Source organism: Flavobacterium aestuarii, assembly GCF_040049115.1.
Lineage (GTDB): Bacteria > Bacteroidota > Bacteroidia > Flavobacteriales > Flavobacteriaceae > Flavobacterium > Flavobacterium aestuarii.
In genome coordinates this window covers 35,644-60,204 of sequence record NZ_JBDLZZ010000001.1, presented here as the reverse complement: position 1 = coordinate 60,204, position 24,561 = coordinate 35,644, and the positions used below count along the sequence as shown (strand labels likewise).

The 24,561-nt window shown below is 35.3% G+C and carries 21 protein-coding genes; 10 read left to right on the top strand and 11 right to left on the bottom strand.

The window, feature by feature from the left end; translation table 11 throughout:
* Window positions 1–472: 472 nt before the first annotated feature.
* Together ABEG11_RS00260 and ABEG11_RS00255 are read left to right on the top strand one after the other, a co-directional pair.
* On the top strand, window positions 473–3,031 hold the full coding sequence (locus tag ABEG11_RS00260; protein ID WP_348822190.1) for a ligand-binding sensor domain-containing protein: 2,559 nt from the start codon (window positions 473–475) through the stop codon (window positions 3,029–3,031).
* 86 nt (window positions 3,032–3,117) lie between these two features.
* The gene (locus ABEG11_RS00255) at window positions 3,118–5,469 is read left to right on the top strand and encodes a glycoside hydrolase family 31 protein (RefSeq protein WP_348822189.1); all 2,352 of its coding nucleotides are present in this window, start codon (window positions 3,118–3,120) and stop codon (window positions 5,467–5,469) included.
* 139 nt (window positions 5,470–5,608) lie between these two features.
* Here ABEG11_RS00255 and mnmE read toward each other — a convergent pair whose 3' ends face one another.
* Window positions 5,609–7,009: a tRNA uridine-5-carboxymethylaminomethyl(34) synthesis GTPase MnmE gene (gene mnmE / locus ABEG11_RS00250; RefSeq protein ID WP_348822188.1), complete on the bottom strand. Its 1,401-nt coding sequence runs from the start codon at window positions 7,007–7,009 to the stop codon at window positions 5,609–5,611.
* 196 nt (window positions 7,010–7,205) lie between these two features.
* On the opposite strand from mnmE, the gene ABEG11_RS00245 reads away from it, so the two are divergent.
* From ABEG11_RS00245 to ABEG11_RS00230, 4 genes are all read left to right on the top strand, one after another.
* On the top strand, window positions 7,206–8,033 hold the full coding sequence (locus ABEG11_RS00245) for a universal stress protein (protein WP_348822187.1): 828 nt from the start codon (window positions 7,206–7,208) through the stop codon (window positions 8,031–8,033).
* A gap of 224 nt (window positions 8,034–8,257) precedes the next feature.
* Entirely contained in the window at window positions 8,258–9,094 is an 837-nt protein-coding gene (locus ABEG11_RS00240) for a universal stress protein (RefSeq protein WP_348822186.1), read from the top strand.
* Between the two features lie 175 nt (window positions 9,095–9,269).
* Window positions 9,270–11,042 carry a MutS-related protein gene (locus tag ABEG11_RS00235; RefSeq protein ID WP_348822185.1) on the top strand — a complete coding sequence of 591 codons (1,773 nt, stop codon included), beginning with the start codon at window positions 9,270–9,272 and terminating at the stop codon, window positions 11,040–11,042.
* Window positions 11,043–11,251: 209 nt separating this feature from the next.
* Window positions 11,252–12,481, top strand: coding sequence for a TMEM143 family protein (locus ABEG11_RS00230; protein WP_348822184.1), 1,230 nt, complete (start codon window positions 11,252–11,254; stop codon window positions 12,479–12,481).
* A 4-nt stretch (window positions 12,482–12,485) separates the two neighbouring features.
* On the opposite strand, the gene ABEG11_RS00225 is transcribed toward ABEG11_RS00230, so the two are convergent.
* From ABEG11_RS00225 to ABEG11_RS00190, 8 genes are all read right to left on the bottom strand, one after another.
* Entirely contained in the window at window positions 12,486–12,785 is a 300-nt protein-coding gene (locus ABEG11_RS00225; protein ID WP_348822183.1) for a type II toxin-antitoxin system RelE/ParE family toxin, read from the bottom strand.
* The gene (locus ABEG11_RS00220) at window positions 12,785–13,030 is read right to left on the bottom strand and encodes a type II toxin-antitoxin system ParD family antitoxin (RefSeq protein ID WP_348822182.1); all 246 of its coding nucleotides are present in this window, start codon (window positions 13,028–13,030) and stop codon (window positions 12,785–12,787) included. The genes ABEG11_RS00225 and ABEG11_RS00220 overlap by 1 nt, the downstream gene beginning before the upstream one ends.
* Window positions 13,031–13,226: 196 nt before the next feature.
* Window positions 13,227–14,345, bottom strand: coding sequence for a DNA polymerase III subunit beta (dnaN, locus tag ABEG11_RS00215; protein WP_348822181.1), 1,119 nt, complete (start codon window positions 14,343–14,345; stop codon window positions 13,227–13,229).
* Between the two features lie 107 nt (window positions 14,346–14,452).
* A complete protein-coding gene (gene gldG, locus ABEG11_RS00210) occupies window positions 14,453–16,138 on the bottom strand; it encodes a gliding motility-associated ABC transporter substrate-binding protein GldG (protein WP_348822180.1) in 1,686 nt (561 codons plus the stop codon).
* Window positions 16,138–16,863, bottom strand: coding sequence for a gliding motility-associated ABC transporter permease subunit GldF (gldF, locus tag ABEG11_RS00205; protein ID WP_348822179.1), 726 nt, complete (start codon window positions 16,861–16,863; stop codon window positions 16,138–16,140). Before gldF ends, gldG begins: the two co-directional genes overlap by 1 nt.
* Before the next feature lie 110 nt (window positions 16,864–16,973).
* On the bottom strand, window positions 16,974–17,270 hold the full coding sequence (locus ABEG11_RS00200) for a putative quinol monooxygenase (RefSeq protein WP_348822178.1): 297 nt from the start codon (window positions 17,268–17,270) through the stop codon (window positions 16,974–16,976).
* Window positions 17,271–17,326: 56 nt separating this feature from the next.
* Window positions 17,327–17,926 (bottom strand): hypothetical protein, encoded by a 600-nt coding sequence (locus ABEG11_RS00195; protein WP_348822177.1) that lies wholly within the window; start codon window positions 17,924–17,926, stop codon window positions 17,327–17,329.
* 136 nt (window positions 17,927–18,062) lie between these two features.
* Complete coding sequence (locus ABEG11_RS00190) at window positions 18,063–18,893, bottom strand: SAM hydrolase/SAM-dependent halogenase family protein (RefSeq protein ID WP_348822176.1); 831 nt, start codon at window positions 18,891–18,893, stop codon at window positions 18,063–18,065.
* A 137-nt stretch (window positions 18,894–19,030) separates the two neighbouring features.
* Between ABEG11_RS00190 and ABEG11_RS00185 the strand changes: the two genes are divergently transcribed.
* The 4 genes from ABEG11_RS00185 (at window position 19,031) to ABEG11_RS00170 (ending at window position 22,525) form a co-directional block, all read left to right on the top strand.
* Window positions 19,031–19,288 carry a hypothetical protein gene (locus ABEG11_RS00185; RefSeq protein WP_348822175.1) on the top strand — a complete coding sequence of 86 codons (258 nt, stop codon included), beginning with the start codon at window positions 19,031–19,033 and terminating at the stop codon, window positions 19,286–19,288.
* A gap of 146 nt (window positions 19,289–19,434) precedes the next feature.
* Window positions 19,435–20,388 carry a PhoH family protein gene (locus tag ABEG11_RS00180; RefSeq protein ID WP_348822174.1) on the top strand — a complete coding sequence of 318 codons (954 nt, stop codon included), beginning with the start codon at window positions 19,435–19,437 and terminating at the stop codon, window positions 20,386–20,388.
* A 213-nt stretch (window positions 20,389–20,601) separates the two neighbouring features.
* Window positions 20,602–21,441 carry a Cof-type HAD-IIB family hydrolase gene (locus ABEG11_RS00175; protein ID WP_348822173.1) on the top strand — a complete coding sequence of 280 codons (840 nt, stop codon included), beginning with the start codon at window positions 20,602–20,604 and terminating at the stop codon, window positions 21,439–21,441.
* A gap of 130 nt (window positions 21,442–21,571) precedes the next feature.
* Window positions 21,572–22,525, top strand: a complete 954-nt coding sequence (locus tag ABEG11_RS00170) for a phosphoribosylaminoimidazolesuccinocarboxamide synthase (protein WP_348822172.1) — start codon at window positions 21,572–21,574, stop codon at window positions 22,523–22,525.
* Window positions 22,526–22,951: 426 nt separating this feature from the next.
* On the opposite strand, the gene ABEG11_RS00165 is transcribed toward ABEG11_RS00170, so the two are convergent.
* Together ABEG11_RS00165 and ABEG11_RS00160 are read right to left on the bottom strand one after the other, a co-directional pair.
* Complete coding sequence (locus ABEG11_RS00165; RefSeq protein ID WP_348822171.1) at window positions 22,952–23,326, bottom strand: DUF4258 domain-containing protein; 375 nt, start codon at window positions 23,324–23,326, stop codon at window positions 22,952–22,954.
* A 36-nt stretch (window positions 23,327–23,362) separates the two neighbouring features.
* Window positions 23,363–24,556, bottom strand: a complete 1,194-nt coding sequence (locus ABEG11_RS00160) for an alanine dehydrogenase (protein ID WP_348822170.1) — start codon at window positions 24,554–24,556, stop codon at window positions 23,363–23,365.
* Window positions 24,557–24,561 lie beyond the last annotated feature (5 nt).

Sequence of the window (24,561 nt, the reverse complement as noted above, 5' to 3'; positions counted from 1 at the left end):
TGTTTGACAAAAATATATTAAATAAGATTGTAATATAATCTTGTAAGCATACTTTAAAATAAAATTTTTAAAAACGGGTTTACTATTGATTTTCAATAGTAGGCTCGTTTTTTTCTAAGCAATGTTTATGTTAAACTTTTTATTTAATATAAGTTGTTAATTGATTGATTGATAACTAATAATATTAGTGATTTTGAAACTATATATAAATAATTTTCATGAATAAATCTCTAGAGAAAGTTCCCTGATAACTTTACGGCAAATGGCTTCAAAATGACTGCTAATAAGCAAAATCTCCTTGTTTTTGCTTAATAATTAAACAAATCAGTTAATTGATGTTTTTTAACTGATTAATAATCATTAGATTTTAGGAAAAAAATAGTTACAGTATTTTGAAAACTTAAATATCTTAGGAAATTATTATCTTTAAAAATGTAAATAACAGAGTGCAAAGCTGTATTTCTTAATAATAATGAATAAGATAATCAAAGTAATAACAATTTTTATTTTCTCAATGTCCATCGCCAGGGCCAATGATTTTGTTTTTTCGCCCATTAATGTTTTACATGGACTCAGTGATAATCAAGTCCGTTTTATTTTACAGCTCCCTGACGGAAGAATGGTTTTTAAAACAAGCGGGAATATCAATATTTATGATGGGGCACATTTTAAATATATCCATCAGGTTTCAAATACTGTTTATCGATTAAATAGCTATGACGGTTTTTATCGTATTTATCAGGGAAAAAATTCGCTTCTCTGGATCAAAGACAGCCATAAATTAATGTGTGTTAACCTTCGCACAGAAAAATACCTCTCCCGTTTAGATTCTTATTTTAAGAACAAAGGTTTTAAGCAGCCTGTTGACGATCTTTTTATGGATTCCAGCCAGCAGTTATGGCTGCTCATATCTGGAAAACTATTTAAGGAGAATTCCTCTGAGTTTTTGAATATAGCAGCAAATCAAGGAAGATTACAGGATTTAGCAGCTGAAAAGAATAATTTATATCTGTTTTATAATACTGGCGAAGTTATCTGTTATGATTTGAAAACAAAAAGAAAACTTTATAATAAAGCTTCTTATCCGGTCCAGCAGCAGCCTTTTTTCGAAAACACCTCTTTGGTGGTAAAGGGAAATAATGGTTTTTATCAATTGCGGAATGGGAGCAGAGGAGGCTTCTTCTTCTTTGATATCCATCAACGTACTTGGAAAAAAATACTGGAAACTAATTACACGCTTAATACATTAGCAGTTAATTTGGATACGGCATACATCAGCTGTACCAATGGTATCTGGAAAATTAATTGCCATACTGGTGAAAAAGAATATCTGCCCACACTGAAAAAAGTGGATGGGAGCATTTTGAATACCGAAATAAGTACGCTCTTTTATGACAGACAGAAAGGTTTGTGGCTCGGTACCCTCAATCAGGGGCTGTTGTATTATCATCCTTTCAGGTACAAATTTATCCATATTGGGCGTTCCTATTTTCATGAAAATGATGCAAAAGATATTATTGTACAGGCATTTGCCGAAGATCAGAGTGGAATTATATACGTTAAATGCCAATCATCAATATACAAGTATTATTCAAAAACATTGACCCCCATTCCTGATTCATCTGTGCCAAAGGAGGTGTTAAAAAAATTGAATCAAAATATAAAAACCAGCAATTATAAAATCTCACTTACTGATGTTCATGGCTGGAAATGGACAGGAACACCAGATGGGCTGCAACTTTATATGCCTGATAAAAGGAAGGGAAAAACATTGTACACCAGCGATGGCTTATCTAATAATTTTGTACACGCCCTATTAGAGGACCGTAACAAAAACATTTGGATTACTACAAGTTACGGCATAACCAAACTGCAGGCAGATTCCATAAACAGAAAGATTCATCTTACCGCTTTTGGTTCAGATGCCGGAACGTTAGAGGGAGAATATACTAATGGAGCTATATTTGAAGCGGCCAATGGCAATTTGTATTTTGGGGGTATTAATGGGTTCAATATATTAAATCCCAATAGTGAAGAATCCCAAAAACTGCCTTTCAAGCCTGTTTTTACAAATCTTTTTTTACGGGGTATAAAGGTTCAATCAGAAAAAAAATATGAGGATAGGATCATTATGCGGGAGGCCGCACCTTATACCTCAAAAATTGAACTGTCTTACAATCAGAACTTCCTGACTTTTGAATTCTCGACTGTTAACTATCAGAACCCTTCTCAAACTTATTATAGATATCAATTGGAAGGCATCGATAATAATTGGCAGGAAACTGCTTTTGGGCTGCAAAATGAAACTATAAATAATAAAGGGATACTGAAAGCTTCGTACACCAATCTGCCGCCAGGCACATATAAGCTCAAGGTTATGGCTTCGGGTAACAGCCGCGAATGGAATGGGCAGGTAACTGAATTAATGGTAACCATTCATGCGCCCTGGTGGAAAACCAATACTGCCTATATATTGTTTATCTCTTTTTTTATAACTATTGTTTGTTCGGTTATTTACGGCTATATTTATTATTCCCGAAAAAAACTGGAACGAAGCCACCGGGAGGAAATTTTACTGGTCCGTGTTCGAAACCTGATTGAGCAATGTAATTCTCTTCAATCGGAAAAGGAAATTTATCTTGCAAAAACAAATGAAGAAACCAGCCAGCCTATAGAAAGCACTATTGAAAACAAGGCCGATGCAGTATTTTTAGCAAAAGCTTTGGAGCAAGTAGAAAAAAATCTTGGTGTCCCAGATTATTCGGTTGAGCAGCTGAGTCGTGACCTTTGTATGGATCGTACGGGTCTTTATCGTAAGTTAATTGCATTATTAGATGAATCCCCTTCTTTATTTATTCGGAATATCCGCTTGCAAAGAGCAGCAAGATTAATTCTTGATGAGGAACTCAGTATCTCAGAAATTACAGAAAAAGTAGGATTCAGCAGCTCCAGTTACCTAAGCAGATGTTTTCAGGAAATGTATGGCTGCCGTCCGTCTGAATATGCAGAAAAAGTAAAGAAATCAACATAATTACTGTTAATTTCAACATGGTTGTTGTTTCATTTTGCCTGCTGTCTGATATTTTTGCTGGTATCAAAAAACATAAATCAGCAATTATGAAATTTTATAAAAAAACCTTCTTTTTACTAGCTGCAGTACTATCCATGATGGTTACTGGGACTAATGCTCAAATTATCCAGCAGACAAAACAGGGAGCAAAATTCTCTGTAAACGGTCTCGATATTCAGATCGAGTTTTACTCAGACAAGACTGTCCGGGTATACAAAACTCCTCAAGGAGCTTCTTATGACAAAAAAAGTCTTTCGGTTGTCAAATCACCTGAAAATGTATCTGTAAAATTCGAACAAAAGGGAAACAATACAGTATTAAAAAGTAAATCTGTAAATGTTGAAATCAATCCGGAAACCGGAGGGATTTATTTTTATGACACATCTGGGAAACTGCTGCTCAGGGATAAGGATTATGGGACTCAATTTTCACCATTTGATGATGCAGGCACGCCTTCTTATAAAGTCAGGGAAGGTTTTTTGCTTGACAAAGAAGAGGCTGTGTATGGTGTAGGACAAATTATGGATAATAAATTTAACCGCCGTAATTCGTTTCATCATATGCAAAATGAAAACATGTCAACTTATTCACCTTACTTTCTTTCGGTAAAAGGATATGCCGTTTATTGGGACAATTACTCAATTTCAGAGTTTAACGATAATCCGCAGGAACTTTCTTTTGAAGGGCTTGGACATTGTGCTGATTATTATTTTATGTATGGAGGAAATGCTGATGGTGTTATTGGCCAGGTTCGTGAGCTTACAGGAAAAGCTCCTATGCTTCCTTTATGGGCTTATGGCTTTTTCCAGAGTAAAGAACGATATCACACACAGGACGAGAGCCTGGATGTTTTAAAAAAATACCGCAAGCTCAAAGTTCCACTTGATGTAATAATTCAGGACTGGCGTTACTGGCCAGAGCATAATAAGACCGACAGTACATGGAATTCTCAGAGTTTTGACAAAGAACGATTTCCAAATCCAAAGGAATGGGCAGATGAAATACACAAACTAAATGCAAAACTGCTTATTGTTACCTGGCCTGGATTTGGTCCCAAGACAGCCCAGCGTAAAGAATTTGACAGTAAAAATATGATCATCAACTTTGATACCTGGCCGCCAAACAGCGGAGCAAGACCATATGATGTTTACAATCCGGAGGCGTTGGATATTTATTGGCGTTATCTTAACAAAGGAATATTCAGCTATATTAAAAATGATGGCTGGTGGCTAGATTCTACAGAACCTGATCATATCAATAAAAAAGAGTCAGATTATGCACTGCCAACCTATCTTGGCAGCTATCGCAGTGTGAAAAATGCTTACAGTATGATGCACAATAAGGGAATTGCCACTCACCAGCGAGCCACAAATGGTAACATTCGCCCAGTGATACTTACCAGATCAGGATTTATTGGCCAGCAGCTTTATGGATCCAATACCTGGAGCGGTGATGTTGTTTCGACATGGGATATGCTCGAAAAACAAATTCCGGCTGCACTAAATTATACTTTAATGGGAATTCCTAACTGGAACAGTGATATTGGCGGCTTTTTTGCTGACCGATGGAAAAAAGGCGGGGGGAACAGTAATCCTGAATTTCAGGAATTGTATGTACGCTGGATGCAGTTTGGAACTTTTTGCCCTATGATGCGTTCACACGGTACAGATCTGCCAAGGGAGATCTGGAACTTTGGTGATCGTGGCAGCTGGTGTTTTGATGCTCAGGAAAAATCAATCAATCTTCGTTATAAATTATTGCCATATATTTACAGCACCTCATGGGATGTGAGTCATAACAGCGGAACATTTATGCGGCCGTTGATTATGGATTTTGCGGCAGATAAAAAAACTCATGACATTGGAAATGAATATCTGTTTGGTCACTCTATCCTTGTCGCTCCAGTCACTCAATATAACGCCAGAACGTGGCCAGTTTACTTGCCTGAAGGAAGTGACTGGTATAATTTCTGGACAAATGAATACCAAAAAGGAGGATTGACAGCAGTAACCGAAACCCCTGTAGACAAAATGCCTCTTTACATAAAAGCTGGTTCTATACTTCCTATTGGACCAGCAGTACAATATACTTCCGAAAAAAAATGGGACAATCTTGAAATGCGTATTTATCCTGGAGCCGATGGAGAATTTGTACTCTACGAGGACGAAAATGATAATTATAACTACGAAAAAGGAAATTATTCGACTATCAGATTTAAATGGAACCAGAAGGATAAAACACTGACGATTGAAAACAGGGAAGGCAGTTTTTCAGGCATGCTAAAATCCCGTAAGTTTAGAATTGCTATTGCCGATCATAATAATGCACTGGGCGATGCTAATGCAAAAACGGTTAAAACCATCTCATATAATGGAAAAAAAATAGTTGTAACACTCTAAAATATCTGTTCCGCAAAATCTAAAGAGGCTGTCCCGAAGTTTTTATTCAGACAGCCTCTTTATTATGCTGCATTGCTGATGCCTCCAAAATGCTGAAATATATATTGCAAGTCGTATGTTTTTTTGATGGTTTGTCCTGCTACTTTCCGATACAGAAGTTCGCGAAAATATTCCCGAGCAATTCATCATTCGAAACCTGACCGGTAATCAGCCCAAATTGGTATAAAGCTTCTTTTATATCCAAAGCAATTAAGTCACTCGATAGACCAGTTTCCAAGCCAAATTTTACTTTCTGGATTTCTTCCAAAGCTTTTAATAATGAATCGTAATGCCTTGTGTTGGTTACAATTGTTTCGTTATTGCGCAATGCGCCCGTATTAACAAACGATAGTAATTCATTTTTTAAATCATCAACGCCAATCTTCTGTTTTGCTGATATTAAAAGAAGTTTTGCATTCAGGTCTTTTAGCTGGTTAGTGATATTTAATATTTCGTTTTCGGATAAAATATCTTTTTTATTAACTACAATCAATAAAGGTTTTAGAGGATATCTGTTTTTAATCTGTTCAATTTCTGTCACAAATTCTGAACTTGAAACCTGAAACTTAAAACCATCAAATAAATAAACAACAACCTGCGCCTGTTCTATTTTCTCAAAAGTTTTCTTGATTCCGATGCTTTCTACAACATCGGCCGTTTCACGTATTCCTGCGGTGTCGATAAATCGAAAACCGATTCCGCCAATCACCAATTCGTCTTCGATAGTGTCTCGGGTAGTTCCTGCAATCTCCGAAACGATGGCACGTTCTTCGTTCAATAAAGCGTTCAACAAAGTCGATTTACCCACATTAGGTTCTCCCACAATGGCTACCGGAATTCCGTTTTTGATAACGTTTCCAACGGCAAATGAATCAATCAGACGCTTAAGGACAAATTCAATCCGGTTCAATAATTCGTAAAATTGGGTTCTGTCGGCAAATTCAACATCTTCTTCAGCAAAGTCCAGTTCGAGTTCGATAAGGGAAGCAAAATTGAGCAGTTCTTCACGCAATTTGGCAATTTCATTGGAGAAACCGCCACGCATTTGCTGCATTGCAATTTGGTGGGAAGCTTCATTATCTGACGAAATCAAGTCGGCTACAGCCTCTGCTTGCGAAAGATCCAGTTTTCCGTTCAGGAAAGCTCTCAGTGTAAATTCGCCCGCATCAGCCATTCGGCACCCTTTTCGGAGCAATAACTGAATAATCTGCTGCTGGATATAAGTTGAGCCGTGACAGGAAATCTCGACGGTATTTTCGCCTGTATAAGAATTTGGATTTCTAAAAATAGAAACCAGCACCTGATCCAGTGTTTTTTCACCATCCATAATATGTCCCAAATGCAGAGTATGCGTTTTTTGGGCAGTCAGTTTTTTATTTTTGACAGATTTAAAAACCGAATCAGCTATCGCAACAGCATCCTCACCAGAAACCCGAATTACAGCAATAGCACCAGCTCCCGATGCAGTGGCCAAAGCAACTATAGAATCGTTTTTAATCATAATCCAAAAATTTATGCAAAAGTAATCAAATTTTTTAGCCTTTAGCTATTGCTTACAGTTTGACTTTTTATCGGGGATCACTTTCGGATAGCCAATAAGCTAACAGCCAATTGCCACTTATGACAATTATCATGCATTATTCCTATTAAGTTTTGTAACTTTATATATTATTGATTTCACACTTAAATAAATGGCTATGAAGAAGATATTGTTTCCAACTGATTTTTCAGACGTTTCCAAAAATGCGTTTATATACGCCTTAAAACTCGCCGATGCCCTAAATGCCGAGATTATAACCCTGCATGTGTATCAGTTGGATTCTCCTGCTTTTTTGGACGTTTCCATTTACTTACAGGAAATTTACGAATACGAAGAATTGAGCGAATTCGAAAATTATAAGGATGAGGTACCTGTTTTAAGAAACATAGCCCAAGCCAATGATTTAGGGCATATACCCATCAGCAACGTTCTCATGCAGGGCAGTCTGGTTGCCGAAATACTCAAGATTTCCCAAGACGAAAACATCGATTTTATTGTAATGGGAACCAAAGGAGCAACACATTTGCGTCAAATATTTTTGGGTACTACACTTACCAGAATAATGGACGAATCCAATGTAACAGTTTTGGGTGTGCCTGATGACTGTCAATTTGCTCCAATCAATAAGATACTATTTACGACCAAATACCATTTTAGCGATATCGAAGCCTTGCAGAAAACACAAAATCTGGCCAAATTGCTCAATTCACACATCGATTGCCTCAACATAAAACCACCTCACAAAGTGCACAATGACGATTTTGTAACCGATTTCAAAAATGTCTTCAGGGACTCCAATATCGCCTTTCATTCCGTTTTGAGCGATGATATCGAAGGTGCAATTTTAAATTTTATTCAGCAGAATAACATAAACATGATGGCTGTTCATATAAAACACAAGGGATTTTTTGAAAAACTATTTCAAGTAAGCCTTTCCAAAAAACTGGCAGTCAATATCAATATACCAATTTTATCTGTCAAGTAGTCAAATTAGAGTATTTACAATCTGGGCGTGCCCCCGTTGAGCAAAGGGGCTAAATCATGAATCCGCATATACAGCCCCTTTGCTCAACGGGGTCGGGCTATACGCGCTACTTCGGTAGCCAGCTTCTATCCCTCACGCATGCGTTTCATAACAATACAAGTTATTAAATAAGAAAACATATAAACAAATCAGTCTGTGACAGTCAAACCCTAAATTCATACAAAATGAAAAAGATTTTATTTCCAACCGATTTTTCCGAAGTGGCCAATAATGCTTTTGTCCACGCTTTGGAATTTGCAAAAATTGTCAATGGAGAACTCGTTTTATTGCATACATTCGAATTGCCCATAGTCGAAAGTGCATTCACTCCCGACAATTATTACACGCTTTTTGACTCCTTGCAATTGGCACAATACGATATGTTTAAAGGACAGATTCCAAAACTTCGGGAAATAGCCCAAAAACAGCATTTGGAAAACATTGCCCTTAACCACAAAATCATGGAAGGCGATTTAATTTACAGTATTAAAAAAGCTGTCAAAGAAGAGCATATAGATTTTGTTGTCATGGGAACCGCTGGTGCTGCCGGTTGGGAAGCTTTTTTTATAGGTTCCAATACAGGCGCGGTAGTAAACGCCGTGAATGTGCCTGTACTCACCATACCTCTCGACACCGAATATACTCCAATTAAAACGATTGGTTTCACCACACGCTTTAGGGACAAAGACAAGGGAGCTTTGAGACAAGTGCTGAAAATTGCCAAAAAATCGAGTGCAGTGGTGAAATGTCTCTACGTAAAAACCGAAAAATCAGATGTTGCCGAAGAAACAATCAATCAATGGAAAAAAGAATTCGAGTTTGAATCCGTGGAATTTATAATAACAAATAGCGATTACGTCAAGGAAACCATCTTGGATTTTGTCTCTCATAAAAACATTGATATGCTGGCGATGATAACTCACAAAAGGAATTTTTTTTCCGAGCTGTTTCAGCCCAGTCTGACCCAAAAATTTTCCAATATTTCCACGGTACCTGTTTTGGCATTGCATGAAGAAGGGTAGGTTTTAGATTTTAGAATTTAGATTTTTGTAATTTGAGATTTGCAATTTGAGATTTGCAATTTGCAATTTGAGATTTGACTTTTGACTTTTGTTTTTTGAGATTTGATATTAGTAATTTGAGATTTTGCCATTGCCATTGTCATTCCTTACATTTGTTTTTCATTAAAAAAGAAAAATGGAAATATACAAAAGCAATAGCCAAAACTATTCAAGGGAGTTAAAAGCAATCAATACCAAATACAATACGATTAGTTTTTTTAGGCTTATCAGTATTGTGCTTTTTTTGGCAAGTTTGTTTTATTACATAAAAACCGGTGAATCAGTATTTGTCATGACGGCAATTATACTGTTTGCTGGTTTTCTTTTTTTGATGCGAATTCATTCCAGATTGTCATTTCAAAAAAAAGTAAAAACGGCCTTGGTCGAAATCAACGAGAATGAAATAGCCTATTTGGAGCGAAAATCAATTCCTTTTAAAAATGGTATCGAATTCAATGATTTTCATCATCCGTATGCTTACGACTTGGATATTTTTGGCGAGCATTCGTTGTTTCAAAACCTGAATAGAACCGCCACTTTCATCGGTAAAAAAACATTGGCAAAGCAGTTATTAACACTTTTGCCAAATGACCAAATACTGGAGAATCACCAAGCAGTATCCGAATTAAGCAAGAAGCTAAATTGGCGTCAGGAGTTTTTGGCTTTCGCCAAAGTAGGGCAGGACAACGAAACGTTTTATAAAACCTTGTTGCAATGGAGCGTTTTCAATAGCAAGCCATTGTCCAAGGGAACTGTATTGATTTCTTATCTGTTTCCTGCGCTTTTTGTAAGTTGTCTTATTGCTTATTTGGCAACATCAAACATGGTTTTCCTGACGTATTCCTCTTTTTTGTTTGTAATTAATTTAGGTATTTTGGGGAATTTTACAAAGCGGATTCAAATGGAAATTGCCCAGTCCGACAATATTAATACGATTATCAGCCAATACGGTCTTTTGGTACAAAAAATTGAAAATGAAAGCTTCCAGTCCGAAAAGCTGATTGCGTTACAGCAAAAACTGTACTTTCAGAATCAGAAAGCAAGTGCTCATCTTCAGCATTTAGCTGAATTATTTTCCAAGATGGAAAGCATAGGCAACCTTGTAACCGCAATATTGTTCAACGGAACATTCCTTTTCAATCTTCACGTTTTAAAATCGATGATTACTTGGAAAAAACAGCACGCTGTTGTACTGGAAGAATGGCTGGAAGTGATAGGCGAATTTGAAATGTTGAATAGCTTGGCCAATTTTGGATATAATAATCCTGATTTTGTATATCCTGAATTAAATTCTAATTATGAAATCTCTTTTTCCAATATAAGCCATCCATTGCTGAATCCTGTAACCAGAGTAGGGAATGAGGTGCAGTTTCAGCCACAATCGTTTATGATTTTGACAGGTTCCAATATGTCGGGAAAAAGTACATTTTTGCGTAGTCTGGGAATCAATATGGTGCTTTCGGGTATGGGTTCTCCTGTGTGTGCGAGTCAGGCAAGCGTACATCCGTTGCCAGTTTTGGTTTCGATGCGACTTTCCGATTCGTTATCGGATAGTGAGTCATATTTCTTTGCCGAAATCAAGCGCTTGAAGCAAATTATGGATGAATTGGAAGAGAAGCCTGCTTTTGTACTTCTTGATGAAATCCTGAGAGGTACCAACTCAGATGATAAACGCAACGGAACCATCGAAGTAGTCAAAAAAGTAATTGCCAAAAAAGCCATCGGTGCCATAGCAACTCATGATATAGAAGTTTGCCTGACCACAAATGAATATCCGGATACATTAACCAACAAATGCTTTGAGGTTGAAATCAGCAACGACGAATTGCATTTTGATTACAAACTTCGTGATGGTATTTGTCAAAACAAGAGTGCCACTTTCCTAATGAAAAAGATGGGAGTGATTTAAAAGATAGTTGATAGTTGGTGGTTGATAGTTGGTGGTGTTCAGTTTTTAGTGTTGAATTATTTAGTTCTATAATCTTTTTTCTGTTCTCACCAAACTGCATACCGCAACTGTTTTTTAATAAAGCTTTAATACAAAATCGTTTAAAAATTGCATTGCGAGTATTATTTTTGCATTGTAAATACTTCCAAAATTAAATCCCCAAATTTAATATGACACGAGGCCATTACATTCCCTTTAACAAGGAATTCTTGCTCGAGCAACAGCTGGCATCTTTTTCTGATGATCCAAAAAGAGTTGATGATTTTAAAAAACTGTTCGATATCATCGAGCATTATTATCATTATGAAGCTTTCAATCTTAATAAGAATTTGAAGCAACATTATGCCTTGTTTGACCCAGATTTAAGCAAACACGAGAAAAAGAGTTTTGTGGGTAAAAGCGATTTTTCAGTTTTTAAGGAAACACTTCAAAAAGTGCTGGATCATAGCAATTATACTCGCATAGATCAGGAAACTCTGAACGTCGCTTTTAAGAATTCGGATTTGATTGGTTTGGATTTATCGATAGATTTTAACGCTTTTAAAGACTATGAAGTGTATGTTCGCGGGGAGCATAAAGCCAAGGAAAAGATAAAAAAATATTTTTTTTGGAAAAAGGAAATTGAGATTGAATACTACGACCGCGTTATGATTTATCTTAATTATAACGATGCCGATTTTCTGAAAAAGAAAAAAGTAAAATTAAAGGGGATTCCCGTTGAGCCTAGCTCCATAGTCCTGAAAATATTCAAGCGTGTTCCTAAAAATGATTTGGAAACCATATTTCCAAATGCAATCCCAATGATGTCAACTACCGATAAATTGCTTTTATGGATACCGGCTATTTTCGGTGGAGTTTCGTTGTTAAGTGCCAAGGTAATACCCGCATTGATTGGGATGTACGGCGCATATAAATCGGGTGAGGCAATTGATTTTTTGAATAGTAAAACTTCGTTAAATCAGGGGTTGATTGCACTGGGGATATTGTCAGCCTATTTGTTTCGCCAATATAATAATTATGTCAACAAGAAGATCAGGTATTCAAAAATGCTTTCAGATAGTCTTTACTTCAAAAATTTGGGAAACAATAGCGGGGCATTTTATTCATTATTAAACTCTTCCGAAGAAGAAGTGCTCAAGGAAACTATTTTGGCGTATGCCTTTTTAAGCAGAAGCAAAACACCATTATCAGCCGAAGAATTAGATCATCAAATTGAGTCTTGGTTTTCATCAGAATTAAATACAATTCTCGATTTTGATGTAAAAGATGCCTTGCTGAAGCTAAAGAGAACAGGGCTTGGCGTAGAAATCAATGGCAAATGGGAAGTTCTTTCGTTGGAAAAATCACTTATCCAGATTGATGCTTTATGGGACGGTGTTTTTGATTATAATCAAGCATGAGAATTTATTCGCTCAATCTATTTTCAATATCCATTCTTTCATGTAAAACTCTAACAACTTCAATTTGGTTAATTTTGTGTTTTTTGAAGAAAATTAAATGTGATTTTACTTTTGAATATTTATAGGATTTTCGAATTTTATCAAAGTCACGAGCCATTTCAAAATTCTGTACGATATATTCAATTTCGTCAAAAATCAAGTTATAATATCGGTCTGCTTGTTCAGCTGACCAATTCTCAGCCGTATAAATCCAAATGTTGTTTATGTCTTCTAGTGCCTTTTCACTAATTATGTACTCTGACATTATTTTTGAAAATTAGCTTTAAGCTTTTCAAGATTTTTATTGCGGTCAAAATTTTTAATTTTACCACTTTTTTCACCAATCTTTAATTCATTAATTAGAGATTTTGTTTTATTTTCTTCTTGTTCGAATATTCTTAAAGCAGTTCTCACAACTTCGCTGACAGAGCTGTATTTCCCTGTAGCAATTTGTTCATTGATAAAATTCTCAAAATAGTCTCCTAATAATATCGATGTATTTCGTGCCATAGTTTTTTACCAAAAATACCAATTATTGGTATTGTTGCAAAATTTTTTTCAATTTTTTTGGTGGCAAAATTACTGCTAAAAAAATGCTGATCTTTCTCTTTGGATTTAAATCAAAAAAAAACCAAAACTCTGGTTAGTGAGCTTTGGTCTTTTCAAATATAAAAATGGTTTTGGTTAGTTTGGTATTTTGAGGTAACTAGCTGTTTAGCATTACAGGCATCACAAGCATTGTTACGGTTTCGCCTTCTTCCAGTCCATCAATTGGAGTTAGAATTCCGGCTCTGTTTGGTAATGACATTTCAAGCATGATCATATCCGATTGCAGGTTGTTCAGCATTTCAGTCAAGAAACGGGAATTGAAACCAATTTGCATATCGTCTCCTTGGTAATCACAAGTCAATCTTTCTTCCGCCTTGTTTGAGTAGTCGATATCCTCGGCAGAAATGTTTAATTCGGCACCAGCCACTTTCAAACGAATTTGGTGTGTTGTTTTATTTGAGAAGATGGCAACACGACGTACTGAACTCAAGAATTGAGAACGATCCATCATTAATTTGTTTGGATTTTCCTTTGGGATAACCGCTTCGTAGTTTGGATATTTTCCATCAATCAAACGACATAATAAAATGTAGTTGTCAAAAGAGAAAGTAGCGTTTGAGTCGTTGTATTCTATTTTTACTTCAGCATCAGATGTGCTTAGGATGCTTTTTAGGATATTCAAAGGTTTTTTTGGCATGATAAACTCTGCCACTTGCGATGCCTTTACATCAGAACGGGCATATTTTACCAATTTATGAGCATCTGTTGCTACAAAAATCAAGCCTTCTGGAGAAAACTGGAAGAAAACTCCAGACATTACAGGACGTAAATCATCATTTCCGGCTGCGAAGATAGTTTTGCTGACCGCAGTTGCCAAAACATCTGCAGGAACCAATGTAACTGATGGTTCGTCCAAGTTTACTGATTTAGGGAATTCCTCTCCCGGTGCGTACGCCAAGGCATATTTACCAGAGTTTGAACTGATTTCTATAGTACTGTTTTCCTCAACTGTAAATGTTAATGGCTGTTCCGGAAAAGTTTTAAGAATTTCCAATAATAATTTTGCAGGAACCGCAACACTTCCTTTACTGGTAGAGTCGATGGTCAACGTAGCAGACATGGTAGTCTCTAAATCTGAAGCCGAAACAGTTAATTCGCTATTATTTAATTCAAACAAGAAGTTGTCCAAGATTGGCAAAGTGTTATTGCTGTTGATAACGCTACCCAAAACTTGTAATTGTTTTAATAAGTACGAACTCGATACTATAAATTTCATCTGTATTGTTTTGTTTTTAATGGTGTACTTTTTTTAAATACGATTTGTAATACACTTTACAAATATATCGTAAACTATTCTAGTAATGCAAATTTTTTATTAACATCCTATTTTTGGTATTTTCTTTTTCTGAAGAATGTAAATCCGAGGCCAAACAGCAATAAAATTAAGATTGGAAGCCCGATAGTTAGGAACTGTGTGGAAGTGTAGTTTTCATATACTTTTTCCTTGTCCAATAGAGGTAAATCCAGATCCTTGCTTCTAATGTTAATAAGTCCAGTGTCGTCCAATAGGTAATTGACACAGTTCATCATAAAATCTTTATTGTCGTATAAATTCCCAGATCGCTGGTCGTATCCTAATTCGACAGGCTGTCCGGCTTTATCCAGCTGGTTTTTTATGATGTCACCATCCGAAATCACTATCATCTTGCTATCTTTTCCTTTGGCAGTAAATGATTTTTCGTCAAAAGGCAAAACACGATTTTCAAAAACCGAATGAAAAGTACCTTCCAATAAAACAGCCATAGGGATATTTCCTTTATTCAGATAATCAGCAGGGGAGGTCTGTTCGGAAACCATATTCAGGCTGATGGGTATTGGTGTTCCTATCTTTTTGGAATAAGGGGAAGATTGTAATAGAACGGTTTTCTTGATTCCGTTTTTCAAAGTATCTATTGCATTGACAAAATCAAATTTGATGCCTCCTAAATTTTTTACAATTGGATGTTTGCTTATTGGATACACCTGTGGAGCGAATTTCCAGTTAAAATCCTGATAGGTTGTTCCGCTTCCTTGCTCGCCACTAGCCAGTTTTATTGGGCTTCCTTGTTCATCCTTAACCAAGTCGGGATTGATGCGTACTCCATATTTAAAGAATAAATCGTTTAGGTTTAGATCTTTTGGAAAAGCCAATGTTGCTCCGGTTGGATTGTAAAGGCTGTCCATTTCGGCATTAACTTGTTCAACTAACCATAAAGTTTTTCCTCCATTGATAATAAATTGGTCCAAAACCAGTTTTTCCTCGTCGGTAAAAGCTTCGGTTGGTTTGGCAATGACTGCCAAATCATAATTCTGCAATGATTTCAAAGTTCCGTTTGGGTCTTTGGCAACCGAATCCAATGTAAAAGGACCTATAAAATAGCTTTCGCGCACTTGCATGAGAAACTTGGCGAAATACCTTTCCTGAAGTTCTCCATTTCCTTTTATAATGGCGACTTTCTTTTGTTTTCCTTTGGATATTTTATTGATTCCATCAGATATAGAATATTCAAGATGCTGTACAGAACCAATCACTTTTTGGGTTGTATTGGTTCCCATAATGTTTTTCAGCAACGGAATATTGACTTCCTTATTGTTGTAAACTGCAATTGCCCAAGGGAAAACCATCGATTGGGATTGTTTTCCTTTGTCGTCAACAGTGATGTTTATTGGTGTAAGACCTTTTCGATACAGTTCCTTAATCTTATCCATGCTCTCGTCCTTGTTCTCCAAAGGATCAACAAATTCGATGATAATATTTGAATTATAAGCCTGAAATTCTTCCAAAAGCTGTTTGGATTCTAACTGTAATCGCTTGAATTCAGCAGGTAATTCTCCTTGAAGATATACTTTAATGGATAAAGGCGCTTTTACCTCCTTGAGGATATTCAATGTGGTTGGTGAAAGGGTATAACGATGATCCTGAGTTAAATCAAAACGATGAAAAAAGAAATTACTGGCGATGTTTAAAAGGAATACAACCGCAACAGTAATCAATAACGATTTGGCGTTTTTAATATTGAATGCTCTCATTACGATTTGATAGATTTTAAGTTATAAACGGTGAATGAAAGATATAAAACGGCAATACTGACAAAATAAAGTACATCTCGCGTATCTATAACGCCTCGGTTCATACTCTTGTAATGATCCTGCATTCCAAAATAGGAAATAAATGAAGAGAAATTAGGCAAAACAGATGCCAGCGCCTCAAATCCAAAATAGAAAAAGAAGCATAAAAATACAGCAATGATAAAGGAAACAATTTGATTCTCGGAAATTGAAGAGGTGAAAATCCCAATTGCAGAATAGGCTCCTATTAAAAACAATAACCCAAAATAAGAACCAAATGTACTTCCCATGTCTATATTTCCTTCCGGAGAACCTAAAGTCCAAATTGTCGCAACATAAATGAATGTTGGGATTATTGCTATTACAATTAATAAAAATGCTCCGAGGAATTTCCCGTTCACAATCTCCCAGACACTGATGGGTTTTGTAAGTAACAGTTCTAATGTTCCCTGTTTTTTTTCATCCGAAAAACTGCGCATCGTTACGGCTGGAATTAGAAATATTAAAATCCATGGCGCTAAGGTGAAAAAAGGCGTTAAGTCGGCGAAACCGCTATTCAAAATATTATAATCTCCTTCGAAAACCCAAAGGAACAGGCCGTTTCCAATCAAGAAAAGTGCAATTGCCAAATATCCGATTGGTGAACCAAAAAAGGATTTTATTTCGCGAAATACGATTGACTTCATTTTTATGTTAATTCGTTTATTGTTTAATCGATAAATTGTCACAAGAAGGCGCAAATATACTAAGTTTTTAATCTGAAATCTGCAGTCTGGAATCTAAAATCCGTCATTGATTATTGAAGGCTTACCAATTTATCTACGCTCCAGGCTTCGGGTTTTGCATTGAATAGTTTTTTGGTGGATTCCCAAACATTATAAAAAAGTTCCGAATTGCGATAGTTTTCCAAATCCGTTTCTGATTCCCAATAGCTATAAGTAAAGAAAATGCTTTTGTTGTCCTTGTCCTGATACAATTCCAGAAAACGATTTCCCGGCGCATTTCGTATTTTGTCTTTCATTAGTTCAAAGTTTTCCAGAAAAGCGGGAATGTGTTCTTGGTGAAAACTTAGTTTTACTATTCGTACAAGCATGGTGATTTTAGATTTTAGATTACCGATTTTAGATTATTGATCTAATATTCCTAGTTTTAAGTGTTCTTTTTTGAAATCAGTTTTTCTAATTGTGAATAAAAATATTTTAATTCCTGAGCATTTTCGTTATTACAGTTTTTAATGTCATCATCAACTTTAAATGTTTTAATTGTTTCTTGATTTATATATTCAATCTCAAAACTGTTGCCACAGATTCTTCTGCTTTCACAATATTCATTTCTACTTCTAATATTTAAAAATGATTTTTTGTTTGTTGTATTTATAAAATCGGCTATAATTTTTTTGTCATCGATCTTGACTACATATTCAAATTTAGACAATTCTTTAGATTCTTTTTTATCAACATCCTCAATTAAATATGAATACAATTTTAACTCTGATTTTTCTATATTTAGTTCGTATAATTCTGAAAAAATTGCACCACCTCCATAAAAACACCAAATACGTAAAGTTTTGTTTTTCAAATCTTTAGGATGTCCTAGCTTTAGTTTGTTTAAAGCATAGTTTCTATCCTTGTCGTGTGTTTTTTTAATTAATTCATCAGTTTTTGGACACAAGTCTAATTTTGTATTATCTTTTTTTTGATTACAACTAAAGAGTAAAAATAATATCAATATTGTTGTTGTAAACTTCATTTTATCAGGTTTTACCAACCGTTATTTTTTCTATTTTAAATTAATTTTCTAAAATCTTCAATCTAAACTCTATTTTCTCTTTGATTCTTTTTTCTAAAATCTTAAATCAAAAATCGTTAATCAGCAATCAAAAATCTTAATTCTTAAACCTAATTGTAATCACATCTCTATAGTTAAGTCCCAATAATGTACTGGCAGAACCCACAGTTAAAGGATTACTCCTGAAAATGGCGATTTCGAGATAACCGGCTTCATTAAAAATAGCCAGTTTGTTTCCTTCATAATATTTTACAGGATATTTATCCGAGCTGGCAATAGCCGAATAATAAGGTAAAATAGTTTTAATGGTTTGGTTTTTAAAAGCAATTTCATAGGCTCTTCCTTTCGAGCATTCCAAAAATTGCTTTTTGGAAATATTGGTCACCACATTTCCAAAATGATCAATATATATAACGTTTCCTTTTAGCTGGTTTCCATCTTCCGATAAAACGACTTGTAGATCGGTTACTTCCTTTAAGACTGTGATTTCTTTGCCAATAACACTCAATGCACCGCCCTTGGCAATATGGCAGGCTACTTTTACAAATACATCAAGATCGGTTGCTTCGCTATGCAGGCGATCGTGTATGGTAATGGTGACGATTTTCTGCGGAATAATCTTTTGCGAAAGCATGCTCAATATGCCGTTATCCGCTGCAATAAAAAAATGATCATTCCATTGCATAACAATATGCTGATTTTCTTTATTAGCTTCCAAATCAACACCAATAATATGAACAGTTCCTTTTGGGAAACTGTTGTACGAAGCTGAAATAATGTAACTCGCTTCAGCAGTGTTAAAAGGATCGATGTAATGTGAAATATCAACAATGGAAGCTTCAGAATACTCGGACAATATTTTTCCCTTCAATGCACCAACAAAGTGGTCTTTCAAGCCATAATCGGTAGTAAGGGTAATTATTGACATAAAATTGTTTATAACTATTGAACTTTACAGTATAAGAAACTTTTTTTTTCTTAAATTTGAAAAATGCAAAGCTAAAGTATTTTATAATTTATTTATGCACAAATTCATTTTGAATTAAAACAAATACCACAAATACCATGTCAAAGTTTATTTTTATTGTATTTCTTTTATTTACTGCTATGAATTCATTTGGGCAGGAAAATATTTCTGAAAGCGAAACGGCTAAACCAGATATTTTAGACAAGAAAATTAAAGTTAAAAAACAAAAAATTAAAGTATTCAATGAAGCAGAGGTAGAGTTGCTATTTAACAACAATCTTTGCGAAATTTTGTCCATTAAGCCTTCGGATTTATTGAATGAAAAAATGTTAAAAAAATTAAAAGCTAATGTATAATTAGAACCAGAATTACCCAAATTCTGGAAAAGATGTTTTTTAGTGTTATTGCCTACAGATTTAGTAATTAAAAACTGTAATACAATATTACAGCGCAAGGGTTGAATTGATGTAAATTCAATGGATTAACTTAAAAACTTCTTATTTTGAACGAAAGAATCATAGAGCTTATCGACATTGCTCCAAAAGACTTTTGGGGTACACATGACTCTCACTTAGAGTCAATTAAAAAATACTATCCAAAACTAAAAATTGTCGCCAGAGGCACTACGCTTAAAGCATTTGGTGACAAAGATATTTTAGATGAATTTGAAAAGCGTTTTCAGCGCTTGATGCTGCATTTTACACGTTACAACACTATCGATGATAATGTTATTGAGCGCGTAATTCAAAGTGATGATCAGGATGACAGAAAAGCTTTTGACCACGACAAGATATTAGTTCATGGTGTAGGTGGTAAAATCATCAAGGCAATGACTCCCAATCAGCAATTACTTGTTGATACGTTAAACAAAAACGATATGGTTTTCGCTGTTGGCCCGGCAGGAACAGGAAAAACCTATACAGGGGTTGCTATGGCGGTAAAGGCACTAAAAGAAAAGCAGGTTAAACGCATTATCCTCACTAGACCTGCGGTTGAAGCCGGTGAAAATCTTGGTTTTCTTCCTGGTGATATGAAAGAAAAGCTGGATCCATACATGCAGCCTTTGTATGATGCATTGCGGGATATGCTGCCTAACGAAAAGCTGGAAGATTATATCTTGAAAGGAATTATACAAATTGCTCCTTTGGCTTTCATGCGAGGAAGAACACTGGATCATGCTTTTGTTATTCTGGACGAAGCCCAAAACACCACACATTCACAAATGAAAATGTTTTTGACCCGTATGGGGAAAAGTGCTAAGTTTATGATTACTGGCGATCCAGGCCAGGTCGATCTGCCACGAAGAACTATATCAGGGCTTAAAGAAGCTTTACTGGTTTTAAAAGATATCGATGGAATTGGAATTATTTATTTAGACGATAAAGACATTGTTCGCCATAGATTGGTTAAAAAAGTTATTGATGCTTATAAACAGATAGAGAACAATGATTATTAAATCGAAAAAACAATATGTTATTTATTAAAAAGAGAGAAGCTCGATTGGGTTTCTCTCTTTTTAATTAAAAAATGTTTAAGAGTTTTAATTCTTTGACTTATGTTAATGAATATATATAATTACGTTAAATGGATTCTATATAGAAACTGACTTTTGGGTATGTTGTTGAAAAGCAATAAATTTGCACGGATTAAAATGAAATTGAAATATAAAATGCCGAAACAAAAAATTAAAGTAATTATCAGCGATTTAGACGGGACATTACTTAACTCTGATCACACAATATCAGCCTATACCAAATCTGTTTTTCAAGAACTTCACAAGCAGAATTATCTAATTATTGTAGCCACAGGGCGTCATCATATGGATGCAATGACGATTATTAATACTTTGGATTTTCCTGTTTATCTGGTAACATCAAACGGTGCCCGAATTCATTCACCGCAAAAAGAATTGCTGTATTCTTTTGATATGGATTCAGATTCAGTAAAATCGGTTTTGTCACTCGATATTGATCCAGAAATTACTACTGTTTTGTTCAGAGAAAAGGTCTGGCAGACTTCGAAAGCAAATAATAAGTTAAATGCATTTCAAAAAGATTTAACATACCCGCCAGAGGTGGTAAATTTTGCTGATCTGAATGATTTTAGTGCCATAAAAATATTTTTCACTCATGAGGATCATCAAAAATTGACAGTTTTAAAAGAAAAAATTCTGGAAAGTCATGCCGATGTGTTCAGTCATGCTTTCAGTTTGCCTATTTGTCTGGAATTTATGGATAAATCTGTAGATAAAAGTGTCGCAATCTCCAAAATACTGGAAATAGAAGGATATTCTTTTGAAGAGGCCATTACGTTTGGAGATGGTTTTAACGATGAAAAAATGCTTTGCGCTGCAGGACTGGGGCTGATTATGGGAAATGCACCAGAAAATTTAAAAAACAAACTGTCTCATTTAGAGGTGATTGAAGAAAACACAAAAGATGGCGTTGCAAAATATTTATCTTTAAATCTGGATGTGTTCAAAACGAAACTTAAGGAAATAAAAGCATAAGTTGCAGGGAAAAGAATCTTTTAACTTGAAATGAACTTTTTGTTTTCCTTGCGTTCTCTGTTAATTAATATTAAATTTGCCTACTAAAAGTATCTAAAACAGATACTAAACTTATCTAAAACACATATAAATGAGCAATACAATTACTACAACTAATTTTAATTTTCCAAACCAAAAATCAGTTTACCGCGGAAAAGTAAGAGAAGTTTATAATATCAATGACGATTTACTAGTAATGATAGCTACTGACAGGCTTTCGGCATTTGATGTCGTTCTGCCAAAAGGAATTCCGTACAAAGGACAGATTCTTAATCAGATTGCTACTAAATTCATGGAGCTGACTCAGGATATTGTGCCAAACTGGTTAATTGCAACGCCGGATCCAAGTGTGGCTGTTGGTCATTTGTGTGAGCCTTTTAAGGTAGAAATGGTAATCCGCGGTTATGTTTCTGGTCACGCTGCACGCGAATACGCAGCAGGAAGAAGACAAATCTGCGGTGTAACAATGGCAGAAGGTTTAAAAGAAAATGATAAATTTCCAGAACCAATTATCACTCCGACTACTAAAGCGGATAATGGTTCTCATGATGAAGATATTTCACGTGAAGATATTTTGGCTAAAGGTATCGTTACTGAAGAAGATTATTTGATTCTTGAAAAATACACTCGTGCCTTGTTCCAAAGAGGAACTGAGATTGCCGCTAGCCGTGGCTTGATTTTGGTTGATACAAAATATGAATTTGGTAAAACCAAAGATGGTGTGATTGTTTTGATTGACGAAATTCACACTCCTGATTCTTCCCGTTATTTTTATTCAGAAGGATATGAGGAAAGACAGAAAAATGGCGAGGAACAAAAACAATTGTCCAAAGAGTTCGTGAGACGCTGGTTAATCCAAAATGGTTTTCAAGGACAGGAAGGTCAGCAGATTCCTGATATGACAGACGAATATATCGAAACCGTATCAGACAGATACATCGAATTGTATGAAAATATTATTGGTGAAAAATTTGTAAAAGCTGATATTTCAAGTATAAATGAAAGAATCGAGAAAAATGTTTTGGCTTATTTGGCAAGCAGATAATTGATTCATAAAATATTTTAAAGCCATAATTCAGAACTGAATTATGGCTTTTTTTATGGAAAGAAATAAATTTAAAAATTAATTCCAAAAAAGCGATAATGCAAGCTTTTTAGCCCTGATGGAGCCGATATCCTCGTAGCGCAGCGGAGGGATAAAGGTGACAGCAGGAATCCATATTTACTAATAAAGCCTATTGTTTCGCTCCTTCAAATTTTTAATGCATGTTTTTAGGATATAAAATAGCTGTCACAAATTGCACAAATTAATTAATGCAGATTTGTGAAAATTTGTGCAATTTGTGGCAAATAAATAAGTGTAACATTAAGGTATAACTATCTATAGACTTGAAGTTCCTTGTGTTTTGTTTTGGCAAAATCATTAGAGGTTTGAATAAAAAAACTCTTCGTGATGAAGAGTTTAGTGAACTTATTTTTTGGTGATGTCTTCGAGAACGGCTTTGTTTTCGTAATTGATTACTTTAATTATAATCTGCTGATTTTTTTTTGTTTTGCCTTCTATAACGTAGAGTTTTCCTTTTTTGAACGGAATATTGCTTTTGTCAAAATCAACATCTCCCAGTTTTAGGGTGTTTTTAATATCAGTAGTATCTATCCATTTTTGGGATAAAATAAGGGAAGCTTTATCGGAATAATGAAAAGGTTTATTTCTTAAATCATTTAAAACTCTGGCATTTGGGAAATAATTGCAGCGGGTGTCTTTTCCGCTGAAAATGGCTGCTACCACAAATAAACCCAAAATCAAACCTACCAGATAGTATGCAAAACGCTGTATAAAGTTCATATTTTAATTTTTCGGCAAAGGTATGGCAAAGTTTGTTTAAAAAACAATTAAATTAATGTCGTTATCCGGTAAATCAAACCAGTCGCCAATGGCTTTGTTGGTAAGAATTCCATGATATAGATAAACACCGTTTTTTAGCCCCGAATTACAGCGGATAGCACTCTCGATACCACCATCTTCGGCAATTTGAAGCAGATAAGGTGTTATGATATTGCTTATCGAAAGCGATGCTGTTTTGGAATATCTCGAAGGAATATTAGGAACACAATAGTGTAAAACGTTACTTTTTATAAATGTTGGCTTTTCGTGAGTTGTCACTTCGGAAGTTTCAAAACAGCCGCCTGTATCGATACTGATGTCAACTATAACAGCACCTTTCTTCATGTGTTCAACCATTGTCTCGTTGACAACAACTGGACAGCGCTCTAATCCACGCATAGCACCAATAGCTACATCGCAACGTCTTAGTGCTTTAAGCAATGATTTTTGCTGTATGGTTGAAGTGAAAATGCGTTGGCTTAAATTATTTTGTAATCGGCGGAGTTTAGTGATTGAATTATCAAAAACTTTCACACTGGCTCCAAGACCAATTGCGGTTTTAGCTGCAAACTCGCCTGCTGTACCTGCACCAAGAATAACTACTTCGGTAGGAGCAACTCCGGTAATATTGCCAAATAATAATCCTTTTCCAAATTCATTGGTAATCATTAACTCGGCAGCAATAAGTATCGAAGCAGTTCCTGCGATTTCGCTCAATGAACGTACGGCAGGGTACGAACCATCTTCATCTTTTAAATATTCGAATGCGAGAGAAGTAATTTTTTTTCGGGATAAAGCCTCAAAATAGGCTTTTTTTCTAGTTTTTAATTGAATTGCTGAAATTAAGATGGTTTTAGGGTTCATCATTTCAATTTCGGCTATTGTAGGCGGTTCTACTTTTAAAATCATAGGACAGCCAAAAACTTTCTTTGTATCCTGACTAATTTCGGCACCTGCATCACTGTATTCTTTGTCGCTGTAACTGGAACTCATTCCAGCACCTGCTTCAATCATAACTCTATGTCCTTGATAGGTAAGCGAATTCACGGCATCTGGTGTTAAACAAATACGTCTTTCCTGGTAACTATTCTCTTTTGGAATCCCTATAAAAAGCTGGCTTTTATGTCTTGCAATTTCTAGTTTTTCTTCCTGAGGCAGTAATTGTTCTTTTGTAAATGGGCTTATAGACATTGATG

Coding starts and splice junctions, on each gene's coding strand:
- ABEG11_RS00260 (WP_348822190.1), top strand. CDS start 473: ATGAATAAGATAATCAAAGTAATAACAATTTTTATTTTCTCAATGTCC.
- ABEG11_RS00255 (WP_348822189.1), top strand. CDS start 3,118: ATGAAATTTTATAAAAAAACCTTCTTTTTACTAGCTGCAGTACTATCC.
- mnmE (WP_348822188.1), bottom strand. CDS start 7,009: ATGATTAAAAACGATTCTATAGTTGCTTTGGCCACTGCATCGGGAGCT.
- ABEG11_RS00245 (WP_348822187.1), top strand. CDS start 7,206: ATGAAGAAGATATTGTTTCCAACTGATTTTTCAGACGTTTCCAAAAAT.
- ABEG11_RS00240 (WP_348822186.1), top strand. CDS start 8,258: ATGAAAAAGATTTTATTTCCAACCGATTTTTCCGAAGTGGCCAATAAT.
- ABEG11_RS00235 (WP_348822185.1), top strand. CDS start 9,270: ATGGAAATATACAAAAGCAATAGCCAAAACTATTCAAGGGAGTTAAAA.
- ABEG11_RS00230 (WP_348822184.1), top strand. CDS start 11,252: ATGACACGAGGCCATTACATTCCCTTTAACAAGGAATTCTTGCTCGAG.
- ABEG11_RS00225 (WP_348822183.1), bottom strand. CDS start 12,785: ATGTCAGAGTACATAATTAGTGAAAAGGCACTAGAAGACATAAACAAC.
- ABEG11_RS00220 (WP_348822182.1), bottom strand. CDS start 13,030: ATGGCACGAAATACATCGATATTATTAGGAGACTATTTTGAGAATTTT.
- dnaN (WP_348822181.1), bottom strand. CDS start 14,345: ATGAAATTTATAGTATCGAGTTCGTACTTATTAAAACAATTACAAGTT.
- gldG (WP_348822180.1), bottom strand. CDS start 16,138: ATGAGAGCATTCAATATTAAAAACGCCAAATCGTTATTGATTACTGTT.
- gldF (WP_348822179.1), bottom strand. CDS start 16,863: ATGAAGTCAATCGTATTTCGCGAAATAAAATCCTTTTTTGGTTCACCA.
- ABEG11_RS00200 (WP_348822178.1), bottom strand. CDS start 17,270: ATGCTTGTACGAATAGTAAAACTAAGTTTTCACCAAGAACACATTCCC.
- ABEG11_RS00195 (WP_348822177.1), bottom strand. CDS start 17,926: ATGAAGTTTACAACAACAATATTGATATTATTTTTACTCTTTAGTTGT.
- ABEG11_RS00190 (WP_348822176.1), bottom strand. CDS start 18,893: ATGTCAATAATTACCCTTACTACCGATTATGGCTTGAAAGACCACTTT.
- ABEG11_RS00185 (WP_348822175.1), top strand. CDS start 19,031: ATGTCAAAGTTTATTTTTATTGTATTTCTTTTATTTACTGCTATGAAT.
- ABEG11_RS00175 (WP_348822173.1), top strand. CDS start 20,602: ATGCCGAAACAAAAAATTAAAGTAATTATCAGCGATTTAGACGGGACA.
- ABEG11_RS00170 (WP_348822172.1), top strand. CDS start 21,572: ATGAGCAATACAATTACTACAACTAATTTTAATTTTCCAAACCAAAAA.
- ABEG11_RS00165 (WP_348822171.1), bottom strand. CDS start 23,326: ATGAACTTTATACAGCGTTTTGCATACTATCTGGTAGGTTTGATTTTG.
- ABEG11_RS00160 (WP_348822170.1), bottom strand. CDS start 24,556: ATGTCTATAAGCCCATTTACAAAAGAACAATTACTGCCTCAGGAAGAA.